At 38.5% G+C, this 20,558-nt stretch carries 13 protein-coding genes; 7 read left to right on the top strand and 6 right to left on the bottom strand.

Features of this window, described 5'->3' with window-relative positions:
• Positions 1 to 105 precede the first annotated feature (105 nt).
• Positions 106 to 1,422: a group II intron reverse transcriptase/maturase gene (gene ltrA / locus ESZ48_RS11205; protein ID WP_129017584.1), complete on the top strand. Its 1,317-nt coding sequence runs from the start codon at positions 106 to 108 to the stop codon at positions 1,420 to 1,422.
• A 55-nt stretch (positions 1,423 to 1,477) separates the two neighbouring features.
• Here the strand turns inward: ltrA and ESZ48_RS11200 are convergent, their stop codons facing one another.
• The 6 genes from ESZ48_RS11200 to ESZ48_RS11175 form a co-directional block, all read right to left on the bottom strand.
• The gene (locus ESZ48_RS11200) at positions 1,478 to 2,899 is read right to left on the bottom strand and encodes a hypothetical protein (RefSeq protein ID WP_129017583.1); all 1,422 of its coding nucleotides are present in this window, start codon (positions 2,897 to 2,899) and stop codon (positions 1,478 to 1,480) included.
• A gap of 256 nt (positions 2,900 to 3,155) precedes the next feature.
• On the bottom strand, positions 3,156 to 4,442 hold the full coding sequence (locus ESZ48_RS11195) for an Eco57I restriction-modification methylase domain-containing protein (RefSeq protein WP_190246243.1): 1,287 nt from the start codon (positions 4,440 to 4,442) through the stop codon (positions 3,156 to 3,158).
• 146 nt (positions 4,443 to 4,588) lie between these two features.
• Positions 4,589 to 6,784 (bottom strand): type IIG restriction enzyme/methyltransferase, encoded by a 2,196-nt coding sequence (locus ESZ48_RS11190; RefSeq protein WP_129017581.1) that lies wholly within the window; start codon positions 6,782 to 6,784, stop codon positions 4,589 to 4,591.
• 274 nt (positions 6,785 to 7,058) lie between these two features.
• Positions 7,059 to 9,425 (bottom strand): TonB-dependent receptor, encoded by a 2,367-nt coding sequence (locus ESZ48_RS11185; protein WP_129017580.1) that lies wholly within the window; start codon positions 9,423 to 9,425, stop codon positions 7,059 to 7,061.
• Positions 9,426 to 9,457: 32 nt separating this feature from the next.
• Positions 9,458 to 9,859 (bottom strand): transmembrane 220 family protein, encoded by a 402-nt coding sequence (locus tag ESZ48_RS11180; RefSeq protein WP_129017579.1) that lies wholly within the window; start codon positions 9,857 to 9,859, stop codon positions 9,458 to 9,460.
• Positions 9,860 to 10,010: 151 nt separating this feature from the next.
• On the bottom strand, positions 10,011 to 11,513 hold the full coding sequence (locus ESZ48_RS11175) for a PQQ-dependent sugar dehydrogenase (RefSeq protein ID WP_223266427.1): 1,503 nt from the start codon (positions 11,511 to 11,513) through the stop codon (positions 10,011 to 10,013).
• A gap of 1,397 nt (positions 11,514 to 12,910) precedes the next feature.
• Here ESZ48_RS11175 and ESZ48_RS11170 point away from each other — a divergent pair.
• From ESZ48_RS11170 to istA, 6 genes are all read left to right on the top strand, one after another.
• Complete coding sequence (locus ESZ48_RS11170; RefSeq protein ID WP_129017577.1) at positions 12,911 to 15,475, top strand: PAS domain-containing protein; 2,565 nt, start codon at positions 12,911 to 12,913, stop codon at positions 15,473 to 15,475.
• A 12-nt stretch (positions 15,476 to 15,487) separates the two neighbouring features.
• The gene (locus ESZ48_RS11165) at positions 15,488 to 15,895 is read left to right on the top strand and encodes a response regulator (protein WP_129017576.1); all 408 of its coding nucleotides are present in this window, start codon (positions 15,488 to 15,490) and stop codon (positions 15,893 to 15,895) included.
• Positions 15,896 to 16,402: 507 nt separating this feature from the next.
• Complete coding sequence (locus tag ESZ48_RS11160) at positions 16,403 to 16,927, top strand: GAF domain-containing protein (protein ID WP_129017575.1); 525 nt, start codon at positions 16,403 to 16,405, stop codon at positions 16,925 to 16,927.
• A gap of 294 nt (positions 16,928 to 17,221) precedes the next feature.
• Positions 17,222 to 18,391 (top strand): transposase, encoded by a 1,170-nt coding sequence (locus ESZ48_RS11155; protein WP_129017574.1) that lies wholly within the window; start codon positions 17,222 to 17,224, stop codon positions 18,389 to 18,391.
• Positions 18,273 to 18,782 carry a transposase gene (locus ESZ48_RS19585; RefSeq protein WP_317127989.1) on the top strand — a complete coding sequence of 170 codons (510 nt, stop codon included), beginning with the start codon at positions 18,273 to 18,275 and terminating at the stop codon, positions 18,780 to 18,782. Before ESZ48_RS11155 ends, ESZ48_RS19585 begins: the two co-directional genes overlap by 119 nt.
• Before the next feature lie 222 nt (positions 18,783 to 19,004).
• Positions 19,005 to 20,558 carry an IS21 family transposase gene (istA, locus tag ESZ48_RS11145; protein WP_129017572.1) on the top strand — a complete coding sequence of 518 codons (1,554 nt, stop codon included), beginning with the start codon at positions 19,005 to 19,007 and terminating at the stop codon, positions 20,556 to 20,558.

Here is a 20,558-nt window from a genome sequence, read left to right as displayed (position 1 = left end):
AAGGACAGAACGTAAAGAGGTTCTTAATCTTTGAAGGAATGGCGCGAGCTATAGCCCCAGAGAACAAGAACAGGTTATTAAGTTTAAAAAAGTACAACAAACAAAATGATTGGACGAGTATTACATCCCTACAATCTTCAAAAAGCGTTGGAACACGTCATTGCCAATAAGGGCAGTGCGGGAGTTGATGGCATAAAAACCATACAGCTCAAGGAGAACTTTCCTTTCCTAAAGAACCAGCTGCTTCAGGATATTACAACGGACAAATACTTTCCCCATCCGATTTTGGGAATTGAAATCCCCAAGGACAACGGGCGAACCCGATTGCTGGGCGTTCCCACCACCACTGACAGAGTGATGCAACAAGCCGTATCGCAAGTGTTGGCACCGCTATTTGAACCTGAATTTAGCGCAAGCAGTTTTGGGTTCCGTCCCAATAAAAACGCCCGACAAGCGGTCGGACAATCACGGGACTACATCCATCAGGGATTGAACCATATCGTGGATATCGACCTGAAAAGCTTCTTTGACGAAGTTGACCATTGCCTGCTCCTGAATCTGGTGTTCAAAAAAGTGAAGTGCAAAACCACGATGCGACTCATTCGCAAATGGCTACGGGCACCGATACAGGTCAACGGTAAACTGCAAAAACGGAGAAAGGGAGTTCCGCAAGGTTCTCCTTTAAGTCCTTTATTGTCAAACATACTGCTCCATGAACTGGATAAGGAAATGACAAGCAGGAAACTCAAATTTGTGAGATATGCCGACGATTTCAGTATCTATTGCAAGTCACAGAGTCAGGCGAAATCTACCTCACAGGCTCTTGTCGAATTCTTGAATACCAAGCTCAAACTCAACATTAATACGGAGAAAAGCGGTATTAGAAAACCTGTAAACTTTACTATTCTGGGTTTTGGGTTTGTGCCTGTTTACAAGAAGGGAAGCAAGAACCAATATCAGTTGGTAGTGGCAGAAAAGGCATGGAAGAAACTAAAAGAAAAACTCAAAAGCATAACCCAAAAAACCACGGGAATCAACCTAGAAGGTCGCATCGCCAAGCTAAAGGAAACTCAACGGGGATGGTTAAACTATTTTCGAGGAACGAGTATAGCAGGCAAATTGCGCGATATTGATGGTTGGCTCAGAAACCAAATTCGCTACTGTATTTGGCACGACTGGAAGAAGCCTGAACGGAAGAGGAAAAACCTCATTCGATTGGGTATTGACCAAGACCACGCCTATGCGTGGAGCAGAACTCGAAAAGGTGGTTGGGCAACGGCACAGAGTCCTATTTTAGGTACGACCATTACTTTAAAACGCTTAAAAATGCGAGGCTATCAATCATTGACCGATGTTTACTTAGAACTCAACCCATCTTTTTGCGAACCGCCGTATACGAGACCCGTACGTACGGTGGTGTGAGAGGCGCAGTGGCGACCTTTAGGTCGTCACCCGTCTACTCGATTACCTGCAGGCTTTATCTCCTAAACTTTCTAAATGAAACCAAAATTTCATAAATTCCAATCGCAATGAAGATTTTCCCTAATATAAATGGAATCCATTCCCAAATTTCTGTCAAATATTCTCTATTATCTGCTAAAGGATTATGAAAATCAGTCAGCAAGAAGTATCTAAACAATCCAATAAGATATTCACTATAACCGGAAGTATTAAATAAATCAAATTCTCTTTCTGAATTATGAATTCCATAAAATATTGAATAGAATAGAAAAGCAACAAATAAAGTTCTTTTAAGTGCTTTGACCCAATCAGTTCCGTTATTTGAATAGAATGAGTTGAGTCTTAAAATCATTAAATCTCTACGTAATTTTTTCCGATTCGCTTTTGGTTTTAATTTTATGTTAGTTTTTAATTCTTCTTTATATGAATTGAGTTCGTGAGCACGAAAATTATCGTAATCTATTCTGTTGTCAGTTCTTAATAATTGTTGTTTAATATTCCTTAATGTTCTTTTATTGCATTTACTAAATCTGAAAATTTCAATATCGTCAAAAAATGCTGGTTTTTCAAATATTGTTCTGTCTAAAAATATTGAGTTTAATTCTAATTCTTGGAATGAAGTAAACTCCTGAAATTTCGAGGTTTCTATATGTAAGTGATAAAGAGTTGATTTATTGAAATAGGTATATTTCATAAAATTACAACTCATAAATTTTACTTTGGTTTTATTTTCATTTTTTAGTTTCTCAAACAATGCAGTTCCAGAGAAATCATTAAAAGAGAATTCTGCATCAATTCCAAAATCTGTAAGTGAAAAATTTGTTTTATTAAATGCGTTATGTTTAAAATAACTATCCTCAACAGAATTAAGAGTAAACTGAAAATCGCTTGCAAAATCACAATGGTCAATATCTATTCTTTTAAATTTTGAATCGTGGATTTTAACTCGATTAATTTTACAACCAGAAATGAGTAAATTACCAGTAGATTTAAGATGTAAAAAATCTAAATAATTTACTATTTCACAATTATGTATTGTAATATTAATTTCGTTTTCTAATTCTTTCTCTAAATTTTCGGCACATTGAAAAGTAAAGTAACCAATTCTATTTGGTGTTAAATGTAAATTCTTAATTGGTTTTGAAATATTCTTAAATCTAATTTCTTGAACAGCACAATCTTTAAAATAAACATCGTTTTCAAATTCGCAATTATCAAAGCTAAAGGAATGTGTTAATTCGGTTGCCTCTCCGATGCTTAAGTCCATAAAATCAACTCTACTACCTTTAAACTTACAGTTTTTGAACTTGTTAGAAAGTGTAATCTTGTTCAGGTTAACATTCGTAACATTTTCAAAATTTATTAGAAGGTCGTTGTGTTCAGAAACCTCTGTTGAAGCAAGTCGGTTTTTAAATTGTTGTTCGTTAATTTCTTCCATTCACGGATTTTTTTTTCAGCTTGCAGGTAACGTGTTTATATAAGCACCTAATATAAGCATATCCTCCTAAAACGAAACAATATCAATACCTTTTATGCCAATTTACACCACTCCCTCACCCCTTCTCCACAACCTCAATCTCCTCCTCCGTCAACCCATTAAGCCCATAAACCATCTGGTCTATCTCCGCCTCTAATACACTTGGGTAGGCTTCTGGGTTTAAGTAGAAGAAAAAGGAAGAATTTAGTAATTTGTTTTATGCGTTAACTTCCTCTATTATTTTTATTTCTTCTTCTGTTAAATCGTAGAGTTGGTAAACTAACTGGTCAATTTGATTTTCATATTTGGATATATCAAAATCCTTGTCGCTTAATTTGAAATTAAGAATTTTTGACACTATATCTGAAATATCATTGTTTGAAAATTCAACATTCGGCAAAGGCAACGCGTTAAATTCTTTAACTTTTATTTTTGGAAACAATTGGTCAAATTCATTATGAATATTTTGAAAATACCAAAACAATAAAGTTGAGTTTAAAACACCTAAATAGAATAAAATGTTTATTTTTGTCTTCGGTTTGGCTATGTATGCTGTTTGATCAACTACAAATGTTTCTTTAACGTATGAAGCAATAAGTGAATTCTTTGCAGGAATTTGACGTATTAAAATTTTATCACCATTAAAGAAATCTGGAACTCTCGGTTCTGCTAACCAAACACCATAACTTATGTGTTCGTTTTTCCAAGTAAAAGAATATTTGGATAAATTTTTTCCTCTCAATTCTGGTAAGTAGGTATTGTTGATTTTGCTGTTTGCATTAAAAACTTTTGCTTTTACTTGTTCGATATTTTGTGAAGGTTTCCCTTTACCAACTTGGTATTCTTTAATTCCTGAAATAGTTTTAAATAAATCTGATACTTTAACAGACTTGTTCAGAATCTTTGAAATTATAGACTGCCGTTCCATATCAATCGTAACAGTAAAATTATTATTTGGCGTACTATTAAATGCGGATGAATCAAAATCATTTTTGAAACAGAAATTCTCTTTTTCTGCTACATAATAATGACTAACTGATTGAACTCGTGGTCTACGAAAAATAAATATTAACACGTCAACTGAAGCTTCTTCGAATACATTATCCTTAATTTCAATAATGTTATCAATAGAGAAGTTTTCAAGAATAAACTGCCTTAATTTAGCAGTATTTTGATTAGCTAGAAAAGTGTTTGGGGTTATAAAAGCATGTAAGCTCTGTTTATTTGAAATCTCAAAAGATTTCTCAATAAATAAATGATATAAATCTAATTGATTTTCTGCTACCATATAATTATTGAAATAGTATGTTCTAACTTGTTGAGATTCATTTCGAATTCTTATATAAGGCGGATTCCCAATCACCACATCAAACCCAATATAACTCCCATCATCCGCAAGCACCTCCGGAAACTCAAAACGCCACTCAAATGCATTGTAATAAATAGCGTTGTTAACGATTTCCTCTTTTTCGAGGTAGCGTTTTTCGGCCTTTTTATGCAACACAATTAAACCTTCTTTGTCGGCCTTGGTAATGGTTTCGCCAAAAGCCTTTAAGTTTTTCTGCCGTTCTTGCTCATTGACCAATTTTCCCTGCGCTTTTTGAAACTTGCCGATAAACTCATCATCTAGCGTGCTCTTAAAGTTATGCTTCACGGCATTGATAATCTGCAAGACCTCACGCTTTCGCTCTTTGCTGTTGGTGTCTTTATATTCGGAAACGGCATTTTTATAATCTGTAAAACTGTACTGAACTTCTTTCCTTTAAAAGCATCCTTTAAATCATCATCGAGATTAAAGCGGCTGATGAGCGAGTTGCCACACTTAATGTTGATATCAATGTTGGGAAGCGTTTGTAGTTTGTTTTCGGTGGTGTAGTAGGCGTTTTTAAGCAACTCAATCCACAATCTCAAACGGCAAATCTTGACAGAGTTTGGGTTGATGTCCACCCCAAAAAGACAGTTCTCAATCAGCGATTGTTTCTGATGAAACAGCGTGTGCTGTATGCGGGTACTTTCTTTATGCCCAGGAATGTATTCAAAGAGCAAGCCATTATTGTCCAGCACATAGAGTTCATCATTCACAATCTCAATATCACAGCTCAATGGCAGGCCTTTGGCATCCACTAAAATGCCGAGTTCGTTTTTAATGACAATCAATTCATTTAAAGCACTGACCAAAAAGTGACCAGAGCCAACCGCTGGGTCGCAAATGCGAAGACTGTCTATAATGGCATTGTGGCGCTGTAAATCTTCCAATTTAAACAGACGGCGACAATAGGATTGTAGGTCTTCAAAAGTATCGATGCTATCATTCTCCTGCTCTTTAAATTTCTGAACCACTGCACGGCGCAAGGTTTCGCGACACATATACATCGTTATATAGGCTGGCGTGTAAAAAGAACCTTCCTTATAGCCATTGATTTTCTCAAAGATAAGCCCAAGCACAGAGGCGTTGATAAGCGATTTGGTTTCCAACGCATCTTCAATGCCCTCGTTGCCATCGGTCGCAAAATCGTAGGCATCGAGGAAACGGAATAGATAAGCAAGCGTCGGCAGTTTGCCTTTAAAGCGTTTGCCATTGGCATCTTTTAAAACGGTATTGCGGTACACTTCGCAAGACTCATTGCTCAAAGTCGAAATTTCAAAGGCTTCAGATTCCAGCGTACTGCGTTCAAACAGTGAACTGTTTAAATACGGAATGTCCTGATATTTGTCTTTATATTTTGGGTGGCGTTCATCTTCCTGTTTTGCCAAAGCTGAAAAGAACAGGTCGTTCAAATCATCATAGCCATTGATGAAACTGGCGTTAAGGAATTTATATTTTGGGTCGCTTTTATGATAGGTTAGCAATTGCGATTCCAGAAGTTTTAAGAATAGAATACGGTTGACCCAGGTGAGGCACAACTCCAAGCCAACATTAAACGCCTTATCTTCAGAATTTTCTACGCTTTTTACGTCTCGCAGATAGTCTCGATTTTCAAGATGAAAGATGGTGTTCTCTAGTATCGAAGCATAATCACGCTCTTTCACACCCTTACGACTGATTATTTTTTTGCCCTTATCACTCACTTCTTCCAGACCGATGATGTGTAACAGTTCGTTATAGAAAGCCTTGTTGAGTTGGTTGCTGTCATTACCAAAGGAATGTCCCAATAGATGCACATTTGAGAATAATTTGAACAAGGTGTTCAAATTCATATCGCTCAAGGCTTCAAAATTGGTCTTTGAGAAATCGAGGTGTACAAAAGGAAGGTCCTGTTCTACCTCTGCGATGTATTTTTTGGCTATTTCATTATAGAAAAGTTCGTTTTTGGACGAATCTTTCAAGCCATCATTAAAGGCGTTGTATTCTTTAACCAGTGCTTTGTTTTTATAGAAATATGAATAAAAATCGTCACCTTTAAATAAGAACCATTCATAACCATTGGTGGCAATGAGATGCTTGATGTTGTTATTATTGTTATCGATGCGCTCCCTCAAATAATACAACAACAACTCCTGTAAGGCCTTCCGATTGAGATTTTGCTCGGTGAGAAATTCTGCTTTGTTACTTGGCTTTTTAGCTTCGATAATAACGCCAACATCTGATGATGCTGTGTTATCTAAATAGATTGCCAAATCAATGCGTCCTTTGGTATTGATGTAATTGTTTTGATAAAAGGTAGAAGTAAAAAAATCTTTGAAATGGGATTTTATGTGTTCTTCACTTTCATTATTATCATCACTCAATTTGACAGCGTGGATGCAGTTTTGTAATTGGCTGATGAAGTTTGTAACGTCTTTACGTAATGGTTTGTGCTTACGATATGCGGGATTGAGGGCTTTGCGGGTGTTGGTTTTATTCATTCTTTATAGCGTACTTTAAAAATGACCTCGGGGAGAAGGTTTAAATATAACTAAAATTAATGATTTCGATGGAGAGGCGCGTTGATTGTGGTGTATTTCCAAAAATTGCCGCTCAATTTCGGTGGCATCGGGAGGAACGCAGGTTGGGGTATGATGCTATTTGCCATTATCCGTTGTTTAATGTGGCGCGGGCGGAGACGCGGGGAATTGACTATTTCGAGAATCTTGCCTCTTTTTTTCACGAATGCACATGCCATAATCAATAAAATAGCACCTATATCTTTATAGATAAGGTGGTTCCACACGTAAGTGGACTGCCTAAATGAACCGCTCCAAAATCATAGGCATAAAGAATATACTTTTTATCGCTTAAGTTCCTGATCCAAAAGGATAGGGTACTTTGTTTTAGATTAAAACCGAGAGATGCATTGATTATACTGTAAGGATTTTGTTTTATCGTGTTTTCAATATCAAAATATTGGTTGCCTAGATATCTCCATTCACTTCGTAAAAAAAGATTGTTACTTCCTTTACCAATCTTCAGGTTGTATTGGATGGCGAGCATGGAGGTGATATCAGGCGTAAAAACCTGTCGATTACCAGCTAGATTGATTTCAGTATTGTCTGATGATAATTTGAAAGCATCAAAGGTTGCGTGGGTATATCCAAAATTATAATCCACTTGAAGTCCTGATACTACTAATGCTGTCATTTCTACCTCCATTCCTTTGCTTTGCAACTTGCCAGTGTTTTTTGTGATGGTAACGGCTTCGGGCAAAATCAAGGTTGGTACCTGCACATCATTGACGCTCGTTAGAAATAGGGAGAGGTTTAAAGTCATCCGTTTGGTAAAAAAAGAATTTTTAAAACCTGCTTCCATGGAAGAACTGCGTTCAGGCTTAAATTTATAAAGTGGGGGTTGCGATGGGTCGGAGGAGAGCGGTGTTAGCCCACCAGCACGAAAACCCTGTGAATAGGTCACGTAAGCATGGTTATTTTCTGTAATATGGTAATCGATGCCAAGCTTGGGGCTTAAAGCTGTAAAATCCGCAGTTGCAGTGGTATCACTTTGAAAGGCGAAAAGAGGCACAGGATCTGGATCTCTCTGATATTCGCCATAAACATTTAGTTTTTTATGTTCATAATCATACCTCAAACCTGCGATAATATCAAGCTTTGAGGCAACCCGAAAGGTTGACTGCCCATACACGGCCATGCCATTAGTTTTTGATGTCGAGGTAGATATTAAAGAGAAATTGTTTTCTGACATGCCTGCCAACATTGCATCTTCACCAAAATGGGTTGCTTGTTTTACAGGATTATCCTGATGGAAGAAATACACGCCTGCCACCCAGTTAAATCTCTCATTGGATTTCGCAGCGGATGAAAATTTAAATTCCTGTGTATAAACTTTTCCATTGTTCCATTTATTCCCAAAATCATTAATAATAGTAATGATATCAAGAGGCGAAAAATCGGCGTCTATGGGATCATTATAGAAACGATAGTTTGATTGAAAGGCTGACTGGGAATTAAAATTGAAATTGTTCCCCGAATACGTCAGTGATGCGGAAGCGTTCTTTGTGTTATCAAACATTTTTGTAATCGCATTTTGAGATAAGATGTATGGATTTATAATCGCTTCTTCGGCATCGGTCACTAAAGGAAAGGGCCCGGAATTGCGGTTTTGAACATGTTTATAATTAAGGGTGAGATTCCATTTATCGGAAACTAGATATTTCAGATAATAATTTCCCGAAAGACTGTGCTGTTTATCGTAGTGGCTATCATTAAATTCATTGAGATAGAAACCGTCAGTACTCTCGAACATGCCAGAAATGCCCAAATAAAGTTTATCTTTTATCAAAGCTGTTTTTATACCAGGGGAGAATCGTAATGAGTTATAATTTCCTATACTTCCCAGTGCAGAAACTGTTGTTTTGTTTTGCGGTTTTTTTGTAATTATATTAATCACCCCACCCATTGCGTTGCGCCCATAAAGTGTGCCTTGCGGACCTCTTAAAATTTCTATTCTTTCTACATCATACAATTGAGATATGTAACTATCAAGTCCGAATTGATTAACCCCATCAATGTAGGTAGCAACGGCTGGATCGTAGGAGGTGGTAACGATACCTCTTATGGAAGTAACGCTTCTCTTATCTCCGGGATCACCAGCAAATAGATTTGGAGAAATTGCAGTAAGGTCATTTATAGTCCATAAGCGCCAATTTTCAATTTGTTTAGTAGAAAGGGCAGTTATGCTAACGGGTAATTGTTGTACGGGCTCTTCTCTTTTTTGGGCAGTTACGGTCACTTCGCCCAACTGTTCATATAGCAGCTGCATACCAATGGTGAGGTATTGCGGTTCACTTTTTATTGTTATCTCTGTGTTAATTTCGGCATAGTCACTCTTACTTATATTTAAAACATAGGTTCCTGGAAGCAAATTTTTGAAAACTACCATCCCGTCCTTATTGGTTGTGCCGTTATATTGACTGTTCAAAATATTGAGGGATGCGCCTTGAATGGCAATCGAATCTTTATCGATTACTTTAACTTGAAAAATAATGTCATTTTGTGCCATAACCAAGCAGGGTGTGGCAAACATGAATAAACAAATAATTACATAACTTTTCATAATCTTCCCATTTTAAGTTTTCTTATACTAAATCATTTCTGAAGCAGACGCTCTTTAGGCTCATTCGGTTTTTTGGAAAACCAAGCCCTATTTATTATCAAAACAAAAATTAAAATTACCAATCCAAAAAACTCTCTTGTTTCTTCAATCCACGGTTTTCGGGAATCCATAGATTGAACAATGCTTTCAGAATCAGGTTGTTTTATCCAACTTAACACGCCGTCACTGGCAAAAAATAAGTATAACCCATAGGATGAATAGACAACGAGCCCCAGCATGTAGAGATTGGAATTATAGTTCCCTTTTAAGGCACTATAACACAAAACTGCCCCGTATAAATATATAGGCATCCACAAATAAGGATCTGTGTCGTTATATTGAAGCGCTGCCGAAATAATGAAGAGTATGATACAAATGATATTGAACAATTTCATTAAAACGGTTATCTGTTATCAGTTATGAGTTGTGAGTTATGAGTAGATTTGGGGATTTACCTTTAAAAATGAATATGAGAGAGACCATAGAACAAAAAAGAACACCTATGTTATATGGCTCTCGAAAATTGCATAATTATACAGATGACATTTAATTTGAATTAGCTTTTGGAGGCATAGGAGAAAGATTGCCTGGAGGTGCAGCTGCATTATTGCCTGTTTTAGTAATACGCCAGATGACGCCAGTCCCCGGTGCAGGGCTTGGAAAAGGCCCAGCACCTGCAAGATCGAAACCAATCACTCCAATATCTACAATATATAAAGCCTCTCCATTTCTGGAAAATTTTGCTTCAACCGGCCGTCTCGGTCCAGCGACTGCACCCGACTCCAGTTCTTGCTCTGTGGCTCTAGTGCTCAAAAAAGCTTGCGCTTGTTTTGTGGCGGGATCAATTCTTACCACAGAATAACCACTAAAGTTTGCTTCTCCAGTTGCCGGGGTGCCTGATCCGAATTCAGCCAGGAATATGTGTCCTTGAAACCCGAAGCTATCGTTTGTACTGAAATCAAATTTGGCGGTTGCAGAGTTTGCAGGCCGCGTCATCCAGGGCATATCCAGCTCGGGATGAGCTTTCATTAAAAATTCGATTTTTGATCCGCGTTGGGAACGGAATTGTGGATCTGTAACAGGGATGCCGCTGGAGAAATCAGGAAAACCATACCATGCGTCCTGTTTGATTTGAAATATATTGTCTTTTGCATTCGCAATTGGTCTACTGCCTCTTGCATCATAACCATTATCTGTTACATACAGCTGACCATCCGCTCCCCAAACCACTCCAAATGGATTACGCAATCCCCAGGCATAGACTTCAAGGCCGGAGCCATCAAGGTTTGCTCTTAATATTGTGCCACTGGACTTAACTTGACCCTTAATGGTTTTGGACTTTTCGCCAAACGCGTTAAAGCCTCTAGTTCTTACAAGCAAGGATGTATTTTTATTTCGGTTAAAAAGACTTGTTACAGCATAGGTAAGATTGCTACCAAACGATAACAGATTACCCTGTCTGGCAAGTACATTATTCGCTTGAGGCGTCAAGAAACTTTCATTGGTTAATTTTATATCTTTAGCGGGAATGTCATGTTCTTCCGGATATAACATAAGCCATACGTAAGGATACACATTATCTAAACCGACAATGCCAGAGTTTGTAACAGTGCCTTGACCAAAATATAATTTTCCATCAGGACCGATACTCATTCCATTGTTTTGATGATCTCCGTAACTCGGTAAATCGGTAATAATATCTGTAATGTTGCCTGCTTGAGACACCGTTGAGATTTTTCCTTTGTGAGAAACATATAGCAAATCGTTGTGCCAGAGCAGGTCTGTAACAGGTCCAATAAACCCTTCCGCAAACCGAACGATAGTTCCATCCAGGCTAATTTTAAAAATGGGTGTAGGAGCCACGAGATCTCCATACACATATCCGGCTTCAGCAACATATACGTTTCCACTTTCATCAAATTCAATACTTGTGGGCCATATTAAATCTTTCATAAATATCTCCACTTTATAACCCTCTGGTACGATGGCTGCGGAGGCGTCAGGCGCGGGGATTTTTTGTGGAATTTTTGGATAAATGCCCGTAGGCACAGAGGTGTGTGGAATAGCGCATGCAAAGCAACAGGTTGCGAAACATACGAGAACGAAAAGATTAGATGGGGTTCTGAGGAGTTGTTTAATTTGAATCATTAGGAGATATGATTAATTAATTACATTTTCACTCGTAAAATTAGTGAAAACTTTCTAGAATATTGTTAATAAAAAAATTATTTCTTAAAGTTGAGATTTTAATAAAATGGGTTTTGGGGTGTGCACATCTTCAATCAAAAAAAAAGCAAAACAATTTGATAAATGAAGTGAATCCTATTAAACATTAGTTCTGTAAGCATCGTATTATTGAAAGAGAGACCCAATAGTGGTTTTAGAACATCAATTTACGGTTTACTTTAAAAATATTACTTTCACTATTGAAGAAATGATACATTAAATTAAAATTTCAAAAAACTCTTCTAACTAGAATATTATTAGTTGATTGAGATGGAGTCCATGCATTAATTAGTGAAAGAATTACACGATATTTTTTATGATTATGTTTTAATTGACAACCACCTTCATCAAATTGAGAAACCGACTTCCTAGTGTCTTAAAACACACACAATTAAGTTTTATAAAGATTAGCATTCAACGCATCAAACGCGATGTGGAAACCAAACATTCTGAGGTATTGCGGTATTTTTAGTGATAAAAAATATCATTTTGGAAACGTAATGCGCTGGGTGTAGATTTATATTCTGATGTTAATATCGATGAGAAACTCAACAACATTCATCGAAATCCGGTCAAGGAAAGAGTAGTGGTGAAAAATATCAACAATGGCGTGAAAAAGATTTGACAAGTTAGGTCTTAAAAGGGTGAAATCTACAGAGAAAAACGAGTAAAGTACACCTATTTTAGCAACCATGTTGCATAATCGGATTGTATTTAAGAGATGAACTTATTACCACGCGAGTTCGATTTAATTAATGTCTCTTATCCAAAACGGCGGAAGAGGAATATTGTATTCGAGTATTATTTCTTAAATTCGTGGTATGTCCAATCAATTAATGCTGGAATCCTGAAAGGAAATATTTTATTTACGACCATTTAAGTAATGATTTAAAAGAACATTCTGCCATTGTTGGTGTTTTCCACCAACAATCTTTATTTAGTCAAATGAATTGTAATTAAACATTTAATAGTATCTTAATTTAATTGTAATTTTAAAAATCAAAATCATGGCAAATAAATCAACACCACCGAATTTGCCTTCTAAAAAAGAATGAAAAAAGTCAGGCAAAGACAGAGACAATAATCCGCCAAGGCCTGAAAAAACACTACCACCTTCCCGTAAAAAGAAATAATTTATATATTCGCTAAATGTAATCGATGTTCGCGACGTAAAATGCCAGAAGAATGCTTGAGGCAATATCTATAAATTCTAATTAGTTATGGCTACTTTCAATTCGTTTAAATCGTTCAAGAATGTTTCCATTGCACACAAATTATACTCTGTGGTGGGCATTATGGCCGTTCTTATCATCATCGAACTTGTAACTCTTTTTTTTGCTGTTAACACATTTTCATCAGTTAGGGCATTTGTTGGCGCTGAAGGCTTATGGTCTAAATCGCAGAAAGATGCGGTTTATAATCTGCAGCAATATTACCAAAGTCATAAGGTGGAAGATATAGAAGCATTTTATGATTTCATGAAAGTCCCCATGGGCTACCACAAAACATTAGTGGAGCTATCGAAGACCAATCCTGATTTAGACCTTGCACGACAAGGGCTTCTCGAAGGACGCAGCCACCCTGACGATGTGAATGGAATGATACACTTGTTTCGAAGATTCAAGGACATCTCTTATATCCGTCAGGCATTTAACATCTGGTCAGAAGCAGATGCTACAATTTTCAAGTTGATACCCATTGCCCAAAAATTACAGAAAGAAATAGATTCAGTAACTCCCTCAAAAGCTAGATTGGATACAATAATTGAAGAACTAGAGCCAATCAATGAAAAACTCACCAAACTGGAAGATGATTTTTCCTATACGCTGGGAGAAGGGGCACGCTGGCTTGAAAATGTCATTTTAACCATATTGCTCGTCATAGCTTTCACAGTCGGGTTCAGTGGACTGCTGCTCACTTATTTTGTTGTAAGAGGAATTACAAGGGGATTAAAGGAAATCAAGATGGCTTCTGAAAGGGTTGCTCAAAGAGATTTTGGCGTAAGGGCACAGGTATTTTCAAGGGATGAGATAGGTGATTTGGCGAACTCGTTCAATACTATGACTGCCGAATTGTCCAACAGCATTCAAAAACAAATTAAAGCGGATCAGGATTTAGAATCTAAAATAATTTTCATTCAAGAAAATGAAAGAAGAATTGTGAGCATCATGGATGCCCTGATAAAAATCACTCAATTGGATTTTTCTGAAAAGCTTGCCATCAGCGATAGAGGTGATGAACTCGATTCCATTGCGGTGGGAATAAATACGATGAGCGAAGAAATTGAATCCTTTATAAAAGAAACAGAAACAAATAAAAAACAAATTCAAAAAGTAAATTTTAACCTTGCCGAAGCACAAAAAAATGCGCATATTGGCAGTTGGGAATATTATATTGAGGATAAATTCTTTCAATGGTCTGACGAACTGTATAGGATTTACGGAACGAATGCGGCTTCCACAGAACCAACCTACGAAAATTTTTTCAAACTAATTCATCCGGATGATCACCAGCTTGTGAAGCACGCGTTTGAAAAAGCAATTAATAACCAGCAGATTTTCGATATCTATCATCGCATCATTCGTGAAGATGGTGTTGAGCGAATTGTTCATAAAAGAATAAATACCGTTTTTGATGAAGATGGTGTCCGCATTTTGTTAGGTACTGCACAGGATGTAACAGAAGAGAAACAAGCAGAGCGCCAATTAAAACAAAGCGAAGAAAAACTGAAGGATGCACAGCATTTGGCTCATATCGGCAGTTGGGACTGGGATATTAGTAAAAATAAGATTGAATGGTCTGACGAACTTTTTAGAATATTCGGTCTGAAACCTGACAATTTTGAAGCAAATTTCGAAAATTATTTGAAATATATTCACCCTGAAGATAGAGAGAATGTTAACGAAATTGTTCAAAAAGCTTATCAAGACCATCAACCTTTTGATTTTTTGCACCGCATAACTCTGCCTAGTGGACAGGAGCGAACCCTTCACGGAAGAGGAAAGGTTTACCTAAATAAAAAAGGGCATATCTTTAAGATGATAGGTACAGCGCAGGATGTTACGGAGCGTATAAAAGTCGAAAATAAGCTAAATGAATATACTAATGAATTAGAAATGAAAAACAAAGAGTTAGCAGAGTTCGCTTATGCTGCTTCGCACGACTTGCAAGAACCTTTAAGAACCATTGCTAACTTTTCAAAGTTGTTAGCCACCAAACTGGAGACCTATCCTGACAAAGATTTGAAACATTACATGAGCCTGATTTCCGGAGGCGCAAACCGTATGTCAATTCGTATTTATGATCTGCTCAACTATTCCAGAATTGGAAACGACATGAGCAAGTCAGAAATAGATTGTAACATTGCAGTGAGCCAAGTATTAATGGATTTGTCTGCGATTATCGGAGAAAGTGGTGCAGAGATCATTATCGAAAAACTACCGGTGATCGTGAGCGGGAATTTAACGATGGTTTTTCAAAACCTTATCCTCAATGCTGTCAAATTTAGAAGAGAAGGTGTTCAGCCCGTTGTACATATCTCCGCAGTGGACAGAGCAAAAGACTTTCTTTTCAAGATAAAAGACAACGGTATTGGGATTGAGAAAGATTATTACGACAGAATATTTATAATTTTTCAGCGCCTGCATACACGCACGGCATATGAAGGTACAGGAATAGGACTATCTTTGTGCAAAAAAATTATCGAATTGCATGGCGGCACTATATGGGTGGAATCTGAATTCGGTAAAGGAAGCACATTTTATTTTACCATACCAAAAGTTTAAAACAGACTTACTATGAAAAAGAAACTAAACTGCATATTATTAGTTGATGATGACGATGATGATAATTTTTTCCACCAAATCATTATCAATGAAATGAATATTGTCAATAAGATCGAAGTTGCAATGAACGGCATTGAAGCGTTAGCGTATCTGAAGAAGGAGCATCAAACGCCACCCGACATCATATTTTTAGACATCAACATGCCTAAAATGAATGGATGGGAATTTTTAGAACAATATAAAGACTTAAGTAATGTACAGAAGGCAAAAGTCGTTATTATGATTTTGACAACCTCGGCGGATCCAGATTATGTAAAAAAGGCGATGGAAATACAAGAAGTAACTGGCTTTACAACAAAACCGTTGACGAAAGAATTGTTGAGTGAAATGTTACAGCAACATTTTCAGGATTACTTATAACATAGGACGTGACTGGTATCAGAGAAAGATTCCACAAAGCGAGACAGTGCAGGGTTTTCCTGCCAACACATGGTTGTTTCTTGCCAACACATGCTTATCTGACACCTACACATGGTTAATGGACACCTAAGCGGTCGGGTAACTGAACCCATTGATAATATATAGTCAAGTGCCAGAAATTATCAGGATGATAGCACCGTTCTTGAAATTGATGATCCCGGATTTATGTGATAAGACTGACCTAATAAAATATGAACTATATTGCAAGAATAGATTGGTAGTTAGGACATTTGTCTATTAATAGCCGGGAGAGTTTGATTTAAATAAAATCTCTTATTCAAAACGGTCGGAGCGGAATTTTGTATTAGAATATTATTTCTTAAATTCGTGATATCCCCAATCAATTAATGATAGGATCCTGAAATGAAATAAATTATTGACGACCAATTAAGCAATGATTTAAAAGAACTTTCTAAAACTGCTAATTAATTATTTCTCTATACAACAATGGAAGACACAACGGAAATAAGAAGAATTGAGAATTTACATAAGTATGGTATTCTTGATACCCCCGCAGATGGCTGTTATGATGAAATGACTTCATTAGCCACCAAAATTTTTGATGTGCCTATATCGATTATCACTCTTGTAGATACGGATCGTATTTGGTTTAAATCCTCTTATGGCCTTGATGTTGAAGAGATACCACGATCTCCAGGATTGTGCAGTTCGGCGATTCTTTCTGATGATCTCTATATCGTTGAAAACGCCAGACTTGACCCGAGAACCATGGCCAACCAATTAGTATCTGGTCTTATGGGCTTGCAGTTTTACGCTGCTGCACCACTTAAAACTTTAGATGGATATTTTCTGGGGACTTTTTGCATCATTGATCAACAACCCAGAACCATGACGGTAAAGGAATCGTCAATGCTCAGACAACTTTCAAGAATTGTGATGGATCATTTTGACCTGAAACTACAATCTCGATTAATGGTTCAGGAAATACAACATAATCTTTCAAATGGATAGTGGTTTGTCTCTATTTTTTTAAGAAGTTGATTTCCATGGCAGAAACTGTTGCGTTAAGTTATTGAATGCAGATGTTCATTTTCGCATTACTGGCAACCGTTTGGTGTAAGAATAGTTGCGTGGGTTAAGCACCTAAAATAACAAAAATTGACCGAGCCTGTGGAAATTCCGCAGGAATTTCCAAGTAGGCGAGAACCAGCAATTATTTTTACACAGTGTGCCTGTTGCACAACTCTGTTGATAAAGTTAATTTAATAATGCATTATCAGGCAATTAAAATCATAATTTGTTGATATGCAAGGCAAGAAGACATATCAAGAAAAGTTGTTCACGCAGTTTTTGCTGAGTGAACGCGTTCCACAGCACAACTTTTACCGACAGCTCAAAAGTGTACTGGATTTAGATTATTTGTACAAATTGACCGAACCGTTTTACGGTGCCTCTGGTCAAAAAAGTATTGATCCCATCGTGTTTTTCAAACTGTGTCTGGTAGGTTATCTAGAGAACATCATCAGCGACAGAAAACTCATCCAACATTGCAGCATGCGTTTGGATATCCTGTTTTTTATAGGTTACGACTTGGAAGATGAACTGCCCTGGCACTCCACGGTAAGCCGCACGCGCCAACTTTTTCCCGAATTTATATTTGAGGAGGTCTTTACCAATGTGCTTCAGATGTGCATCCAAAAGGGCATGGTAAGTGGGCACACCCAGGCCATAGATTCTGCGCCAATAAAAGCCAATGCCTCAATGGACAGTCTGGAACTGAAAGTGCCCGAGGAAGATCTGGCCGCACATTTGTTGAAAATCCGTCACATAAGCGCCATGGATAAAGAAGTTCCGATCCGAAAGAGCAAAGAGAACAAGGCCAGTAAAGAACAGCAAACAATCAGTGCCAACAGGCAAGAACTGGGAGCGATAAAGAGCCGTAACAAGAAGTGGGCGAAAGATCAGGACCAGCGCCAGGGCGCAGGCAACAAGGGCAGTAAGTATACCAGCAACAAAACGCATTACAGTCCCACGGATCCAGATGCGCGCATCAGTGTGAAACCCGGAAAAGCGAGAAAGCTCAATTATATGAGCCAGTTGAGCGTTGACACAGGACACCATGTCATCACGGATATCCATGCCTGCCATGCCGATAAAAAGGACAATCAATATTTACAGGATATTGTTGGACGTTTAAAGCCAAGATTGAACCAAGCGGGATTAATCTGGCGGAACTGTGTGGCCGATACAGGTTACAGTAGTGGAGAGAATTACGCATTTTTGGAACAGGTCAGTTTAAAAAGTTTTATTCCACCCCACGGCACCTATAAAGGTGGGCCGGACGGTTTTGAGTATAATGAAGAACATGATCATTATATCTGTCCCCAGGGAGAGATCATCCCCTTTAAAAAAAGTCAGCGACTCCCGAACGGAAACCTTGAAAAAAGAGTACCGCGGTTCTACATATCAATGTAGGGACTGTCCGATAAAGGCAAGTTGTTTGGGCAAGACGGCCAAAGAGAAGAAGTTCTCGGTCACCTACTTTAGGGAAGAATATGAGCGCAACATTGAAAGGGTCAACAGCCCTCAAGGCAGGTATATGAAAGGAAAGCGGCAAAGTACGGTCGAACCTGTTTTTGGTACGCTCACTCAATTTATGGGACTGAGAAAGATAAACACTATAGGTATAGCGCAGGCAAACAAGGTCATGCACTTGTCCGCGATGGCCTACAATCTTAAAAAGTATCTGAAGTTCACTCAAAAACTGACAAAAAGTAGTGCCAAGGCACTTGCCTTTTTGTTTAACAAAATAAAGGGGTTCCAGAACTTGATAAACTTGTATTTAAGCCATCCAGAATACTGCTAAACTACATCACTAAAAAACAAAAAGCCCTTAGTGGATACTTCGGTTCGATTTGTGCCAGTGATTTCGGTTTCATAGTGCCAGGCATTTCGGTTCAAACTGTGCCACTTTTGCCTGTGTGGTAAAAGTCTATATCGGTTCGATTTGTGCCACAGTTCGACCTCGCTCACCGCACCGCTTTGAAAGATCAAGTATTAATTACCTTATCGCTTAAAAGTATGCGATATGGCCAACACACTTGATCCAATGGACTTAAAACAAATCATTTCCCTGCACCTATATGGGTTCAGCAACCGTAAAATAGGCGCTACCCTGGGGATATCCCGCAACACGGTAAACAATTATATGCAGCTGTTCAAGGCCAGTTACCGTTCCCTTGAGGAACTGTTGGCCCGGGACAATGCTGCCCTGGAAGCACTCTTTCCTTCCAGTACCACGATAGCCAATCCCCGCTACGGTGAGCTAATGCTGTATTTTGACGGGATCAACAAAGCCCGGAACCATCCCGGTTTTACCTTTCTGTTCCACTACCAGGAATATGTGCAACATGCTGAAGAACCCTATAGTTATACCCAGTTCATGGAGCATTACAACCGTAAATACTCAAAGGTCAGGGGATCAATGAAACTGGAGCACGATCCGGGCAATGAGATGTATGTCGACTACGCAGGCAAGAAACTGCATATTGTGGACCGGTCCACTGGGGAGATCATCGCGGTGGAGGTCTTTGTGGCCATCCTGCCCAACAGCCAGTACACCTATGTGGAAGCCTGCCATAGCCAAAAGAGAGCGGATTTTATTACCTGCTGTGGACATGCCCTGGAATTTTATGGCGGGGTGCCCAGGGCCATCGTATCCGATAACCTAAAGTCGGCCGTAACCCGCGCCAGTCGTTATGAGGCAGATATCAACCGCAGTTTTAAGGACTTTGCCAGGCACTACAACTGTGTGATCAACCCGACCCGTGGATACTCCCCGCAGGACAAGGCCCTTGTAGAAAATGCTGTCCATCTTGCCTATCAGCGCATCTATTATCCCTTGCGCAATATGACCTTCTTCTCCCTAAGCGAGCTCAACAAAGAGATCCGCAAGCTGTTGACGGCCTATAACAATCTACTGTTCAAAAGAAAGCAGGCCAGCCGTCTGGAGCTCTTCCAGTCCATAGAAAAAGGCCACTTGAAATCACTTCCAACAAGTTCCTACCAGCTTAAGGACTATTGCCGCGCAAAGGTGCAGAAGATGGGATACGTGTACTTCTCACCAGATAAAAGTTATTATAGCGTACCCTACCGCTACATCGGCAAGCAGACCCAGATCCATTATACCACCACAACTGTGGAAATATATTATAACCATCAGCGGATAGCCCTGCACCAGCGTAATCCCAGTAAGGGAAACTACAACACAAATCGTGACCACCTGAGCAGTACCCACAAATATTATGTGGACTGGAGCCCTGAATTTTTTAAAAAGAAAGCTGCCCTGCACGGGGAAAATGTAGTGGCCTGTATTGATACCATCATTGCCTCGGGAGATTACCCCGAGATCGGTTACAAGCGTGCCATGGGACTTATCCAGTTGCACAGGGCCTTTGGTTCACAACGCTTGGACAGCGCATGCAAAAGAGCCATACAGGCAGATGCGGTCGCATACCAGCGCATCAAGAATATCCTGAAAAACAACCTGGACCAGTCTTCCCTGTTCTACCAAGATCTAGAACAGGACAAACCCCATATCCCTGTACATGAGAATCTCCGGGGAGCTTCGGCCTATCAATAA

Origin of the sequence: Gelidibacter gilvus (assembly GCF_004115975.1) — a bacterium.
GTDB lineage: Bacteria > Bacteroidota > Bacteroidia > Flavobacteriales > Flavobacteriaceae > Gelidibacter > Gelidibacter gilvus.
This window is presented reverse-complemented; position numbering and strand designations above follow the sequence as displayed.

Coding starts and splice junctions, on each gene's coding strand:
- ltrA (WP_129017584.1), top strand. CDS start 106: ATGATTGGACGAGTATTACATCCCTACAATCTTCAAAAAGCGTTGGAA.
- ESZ48_RS11200 (WP_129017583.1), bottom strand. CDS start 2,899: ATGGAAGAAATTAACGAACAACAATTTAAAAACCGACTTGCTTCAACA.
- ESZ48_RS11190 (WP_129017581.1), bottom strand. CDS start 6,784: ATGAATAAAACCAACACCCGCAAAGCCCTCAATCCCGCATATCGTAAG.
- ESZ48_RS11185 (WP_129017580.1), bottom strand. CDS start 9,425: ATGAAAAGTTATGTAATTATTTGTTTATTCATGTTTGCCACACCCTGC.
- ESZ48_RS11180 (WP_129017579.1), bottom strand. CDS start 9,859: ATGAAATTGTTCAATATCATTTGTATCATACTCTTCATTATTTCGGCA.
- ESZ48_RS11170 (WP_129017577.1), top strand. CDS start 12,911: ATGGCTACTTTCAATTCGTTTAAATCGTTCAAGAATGTTTCCATTGCA.
- ESZ48_RS11165 (WP_129017576.1), top strand. CDS start 15,488: ATGAAAAAGAAACTAAACTGCATATTATTAGTTGATGATGACGATGAT.
- ESZ48_RS11160 (WP_129017575.1), top strand. CDS start 16,403: ATGGAAGACACAACGGAAATAAGAAGAATTGAGAATTTACATAAGTAT.
- ESZ48_RS11155 (WP_129017574.1), top strand. CDS start 17,222: ATGCAAGGCAAGAAGACATATCAAGAAAAGTTGTTCACGCAGTTTTTG.
- ESZ48_RS19585 (WP_317127989.1), top strand. CDS start 18,273: ATGAAGAACATGATCATTATATCTGTCCCCAGGGAGAGATCATCCCCT.
- istA (WP_129017572.1), top strand. CDS start 19,005: ATGGCCAACACACTTGATCCAATGGACTTAAAACAAATCATTTCCCTG.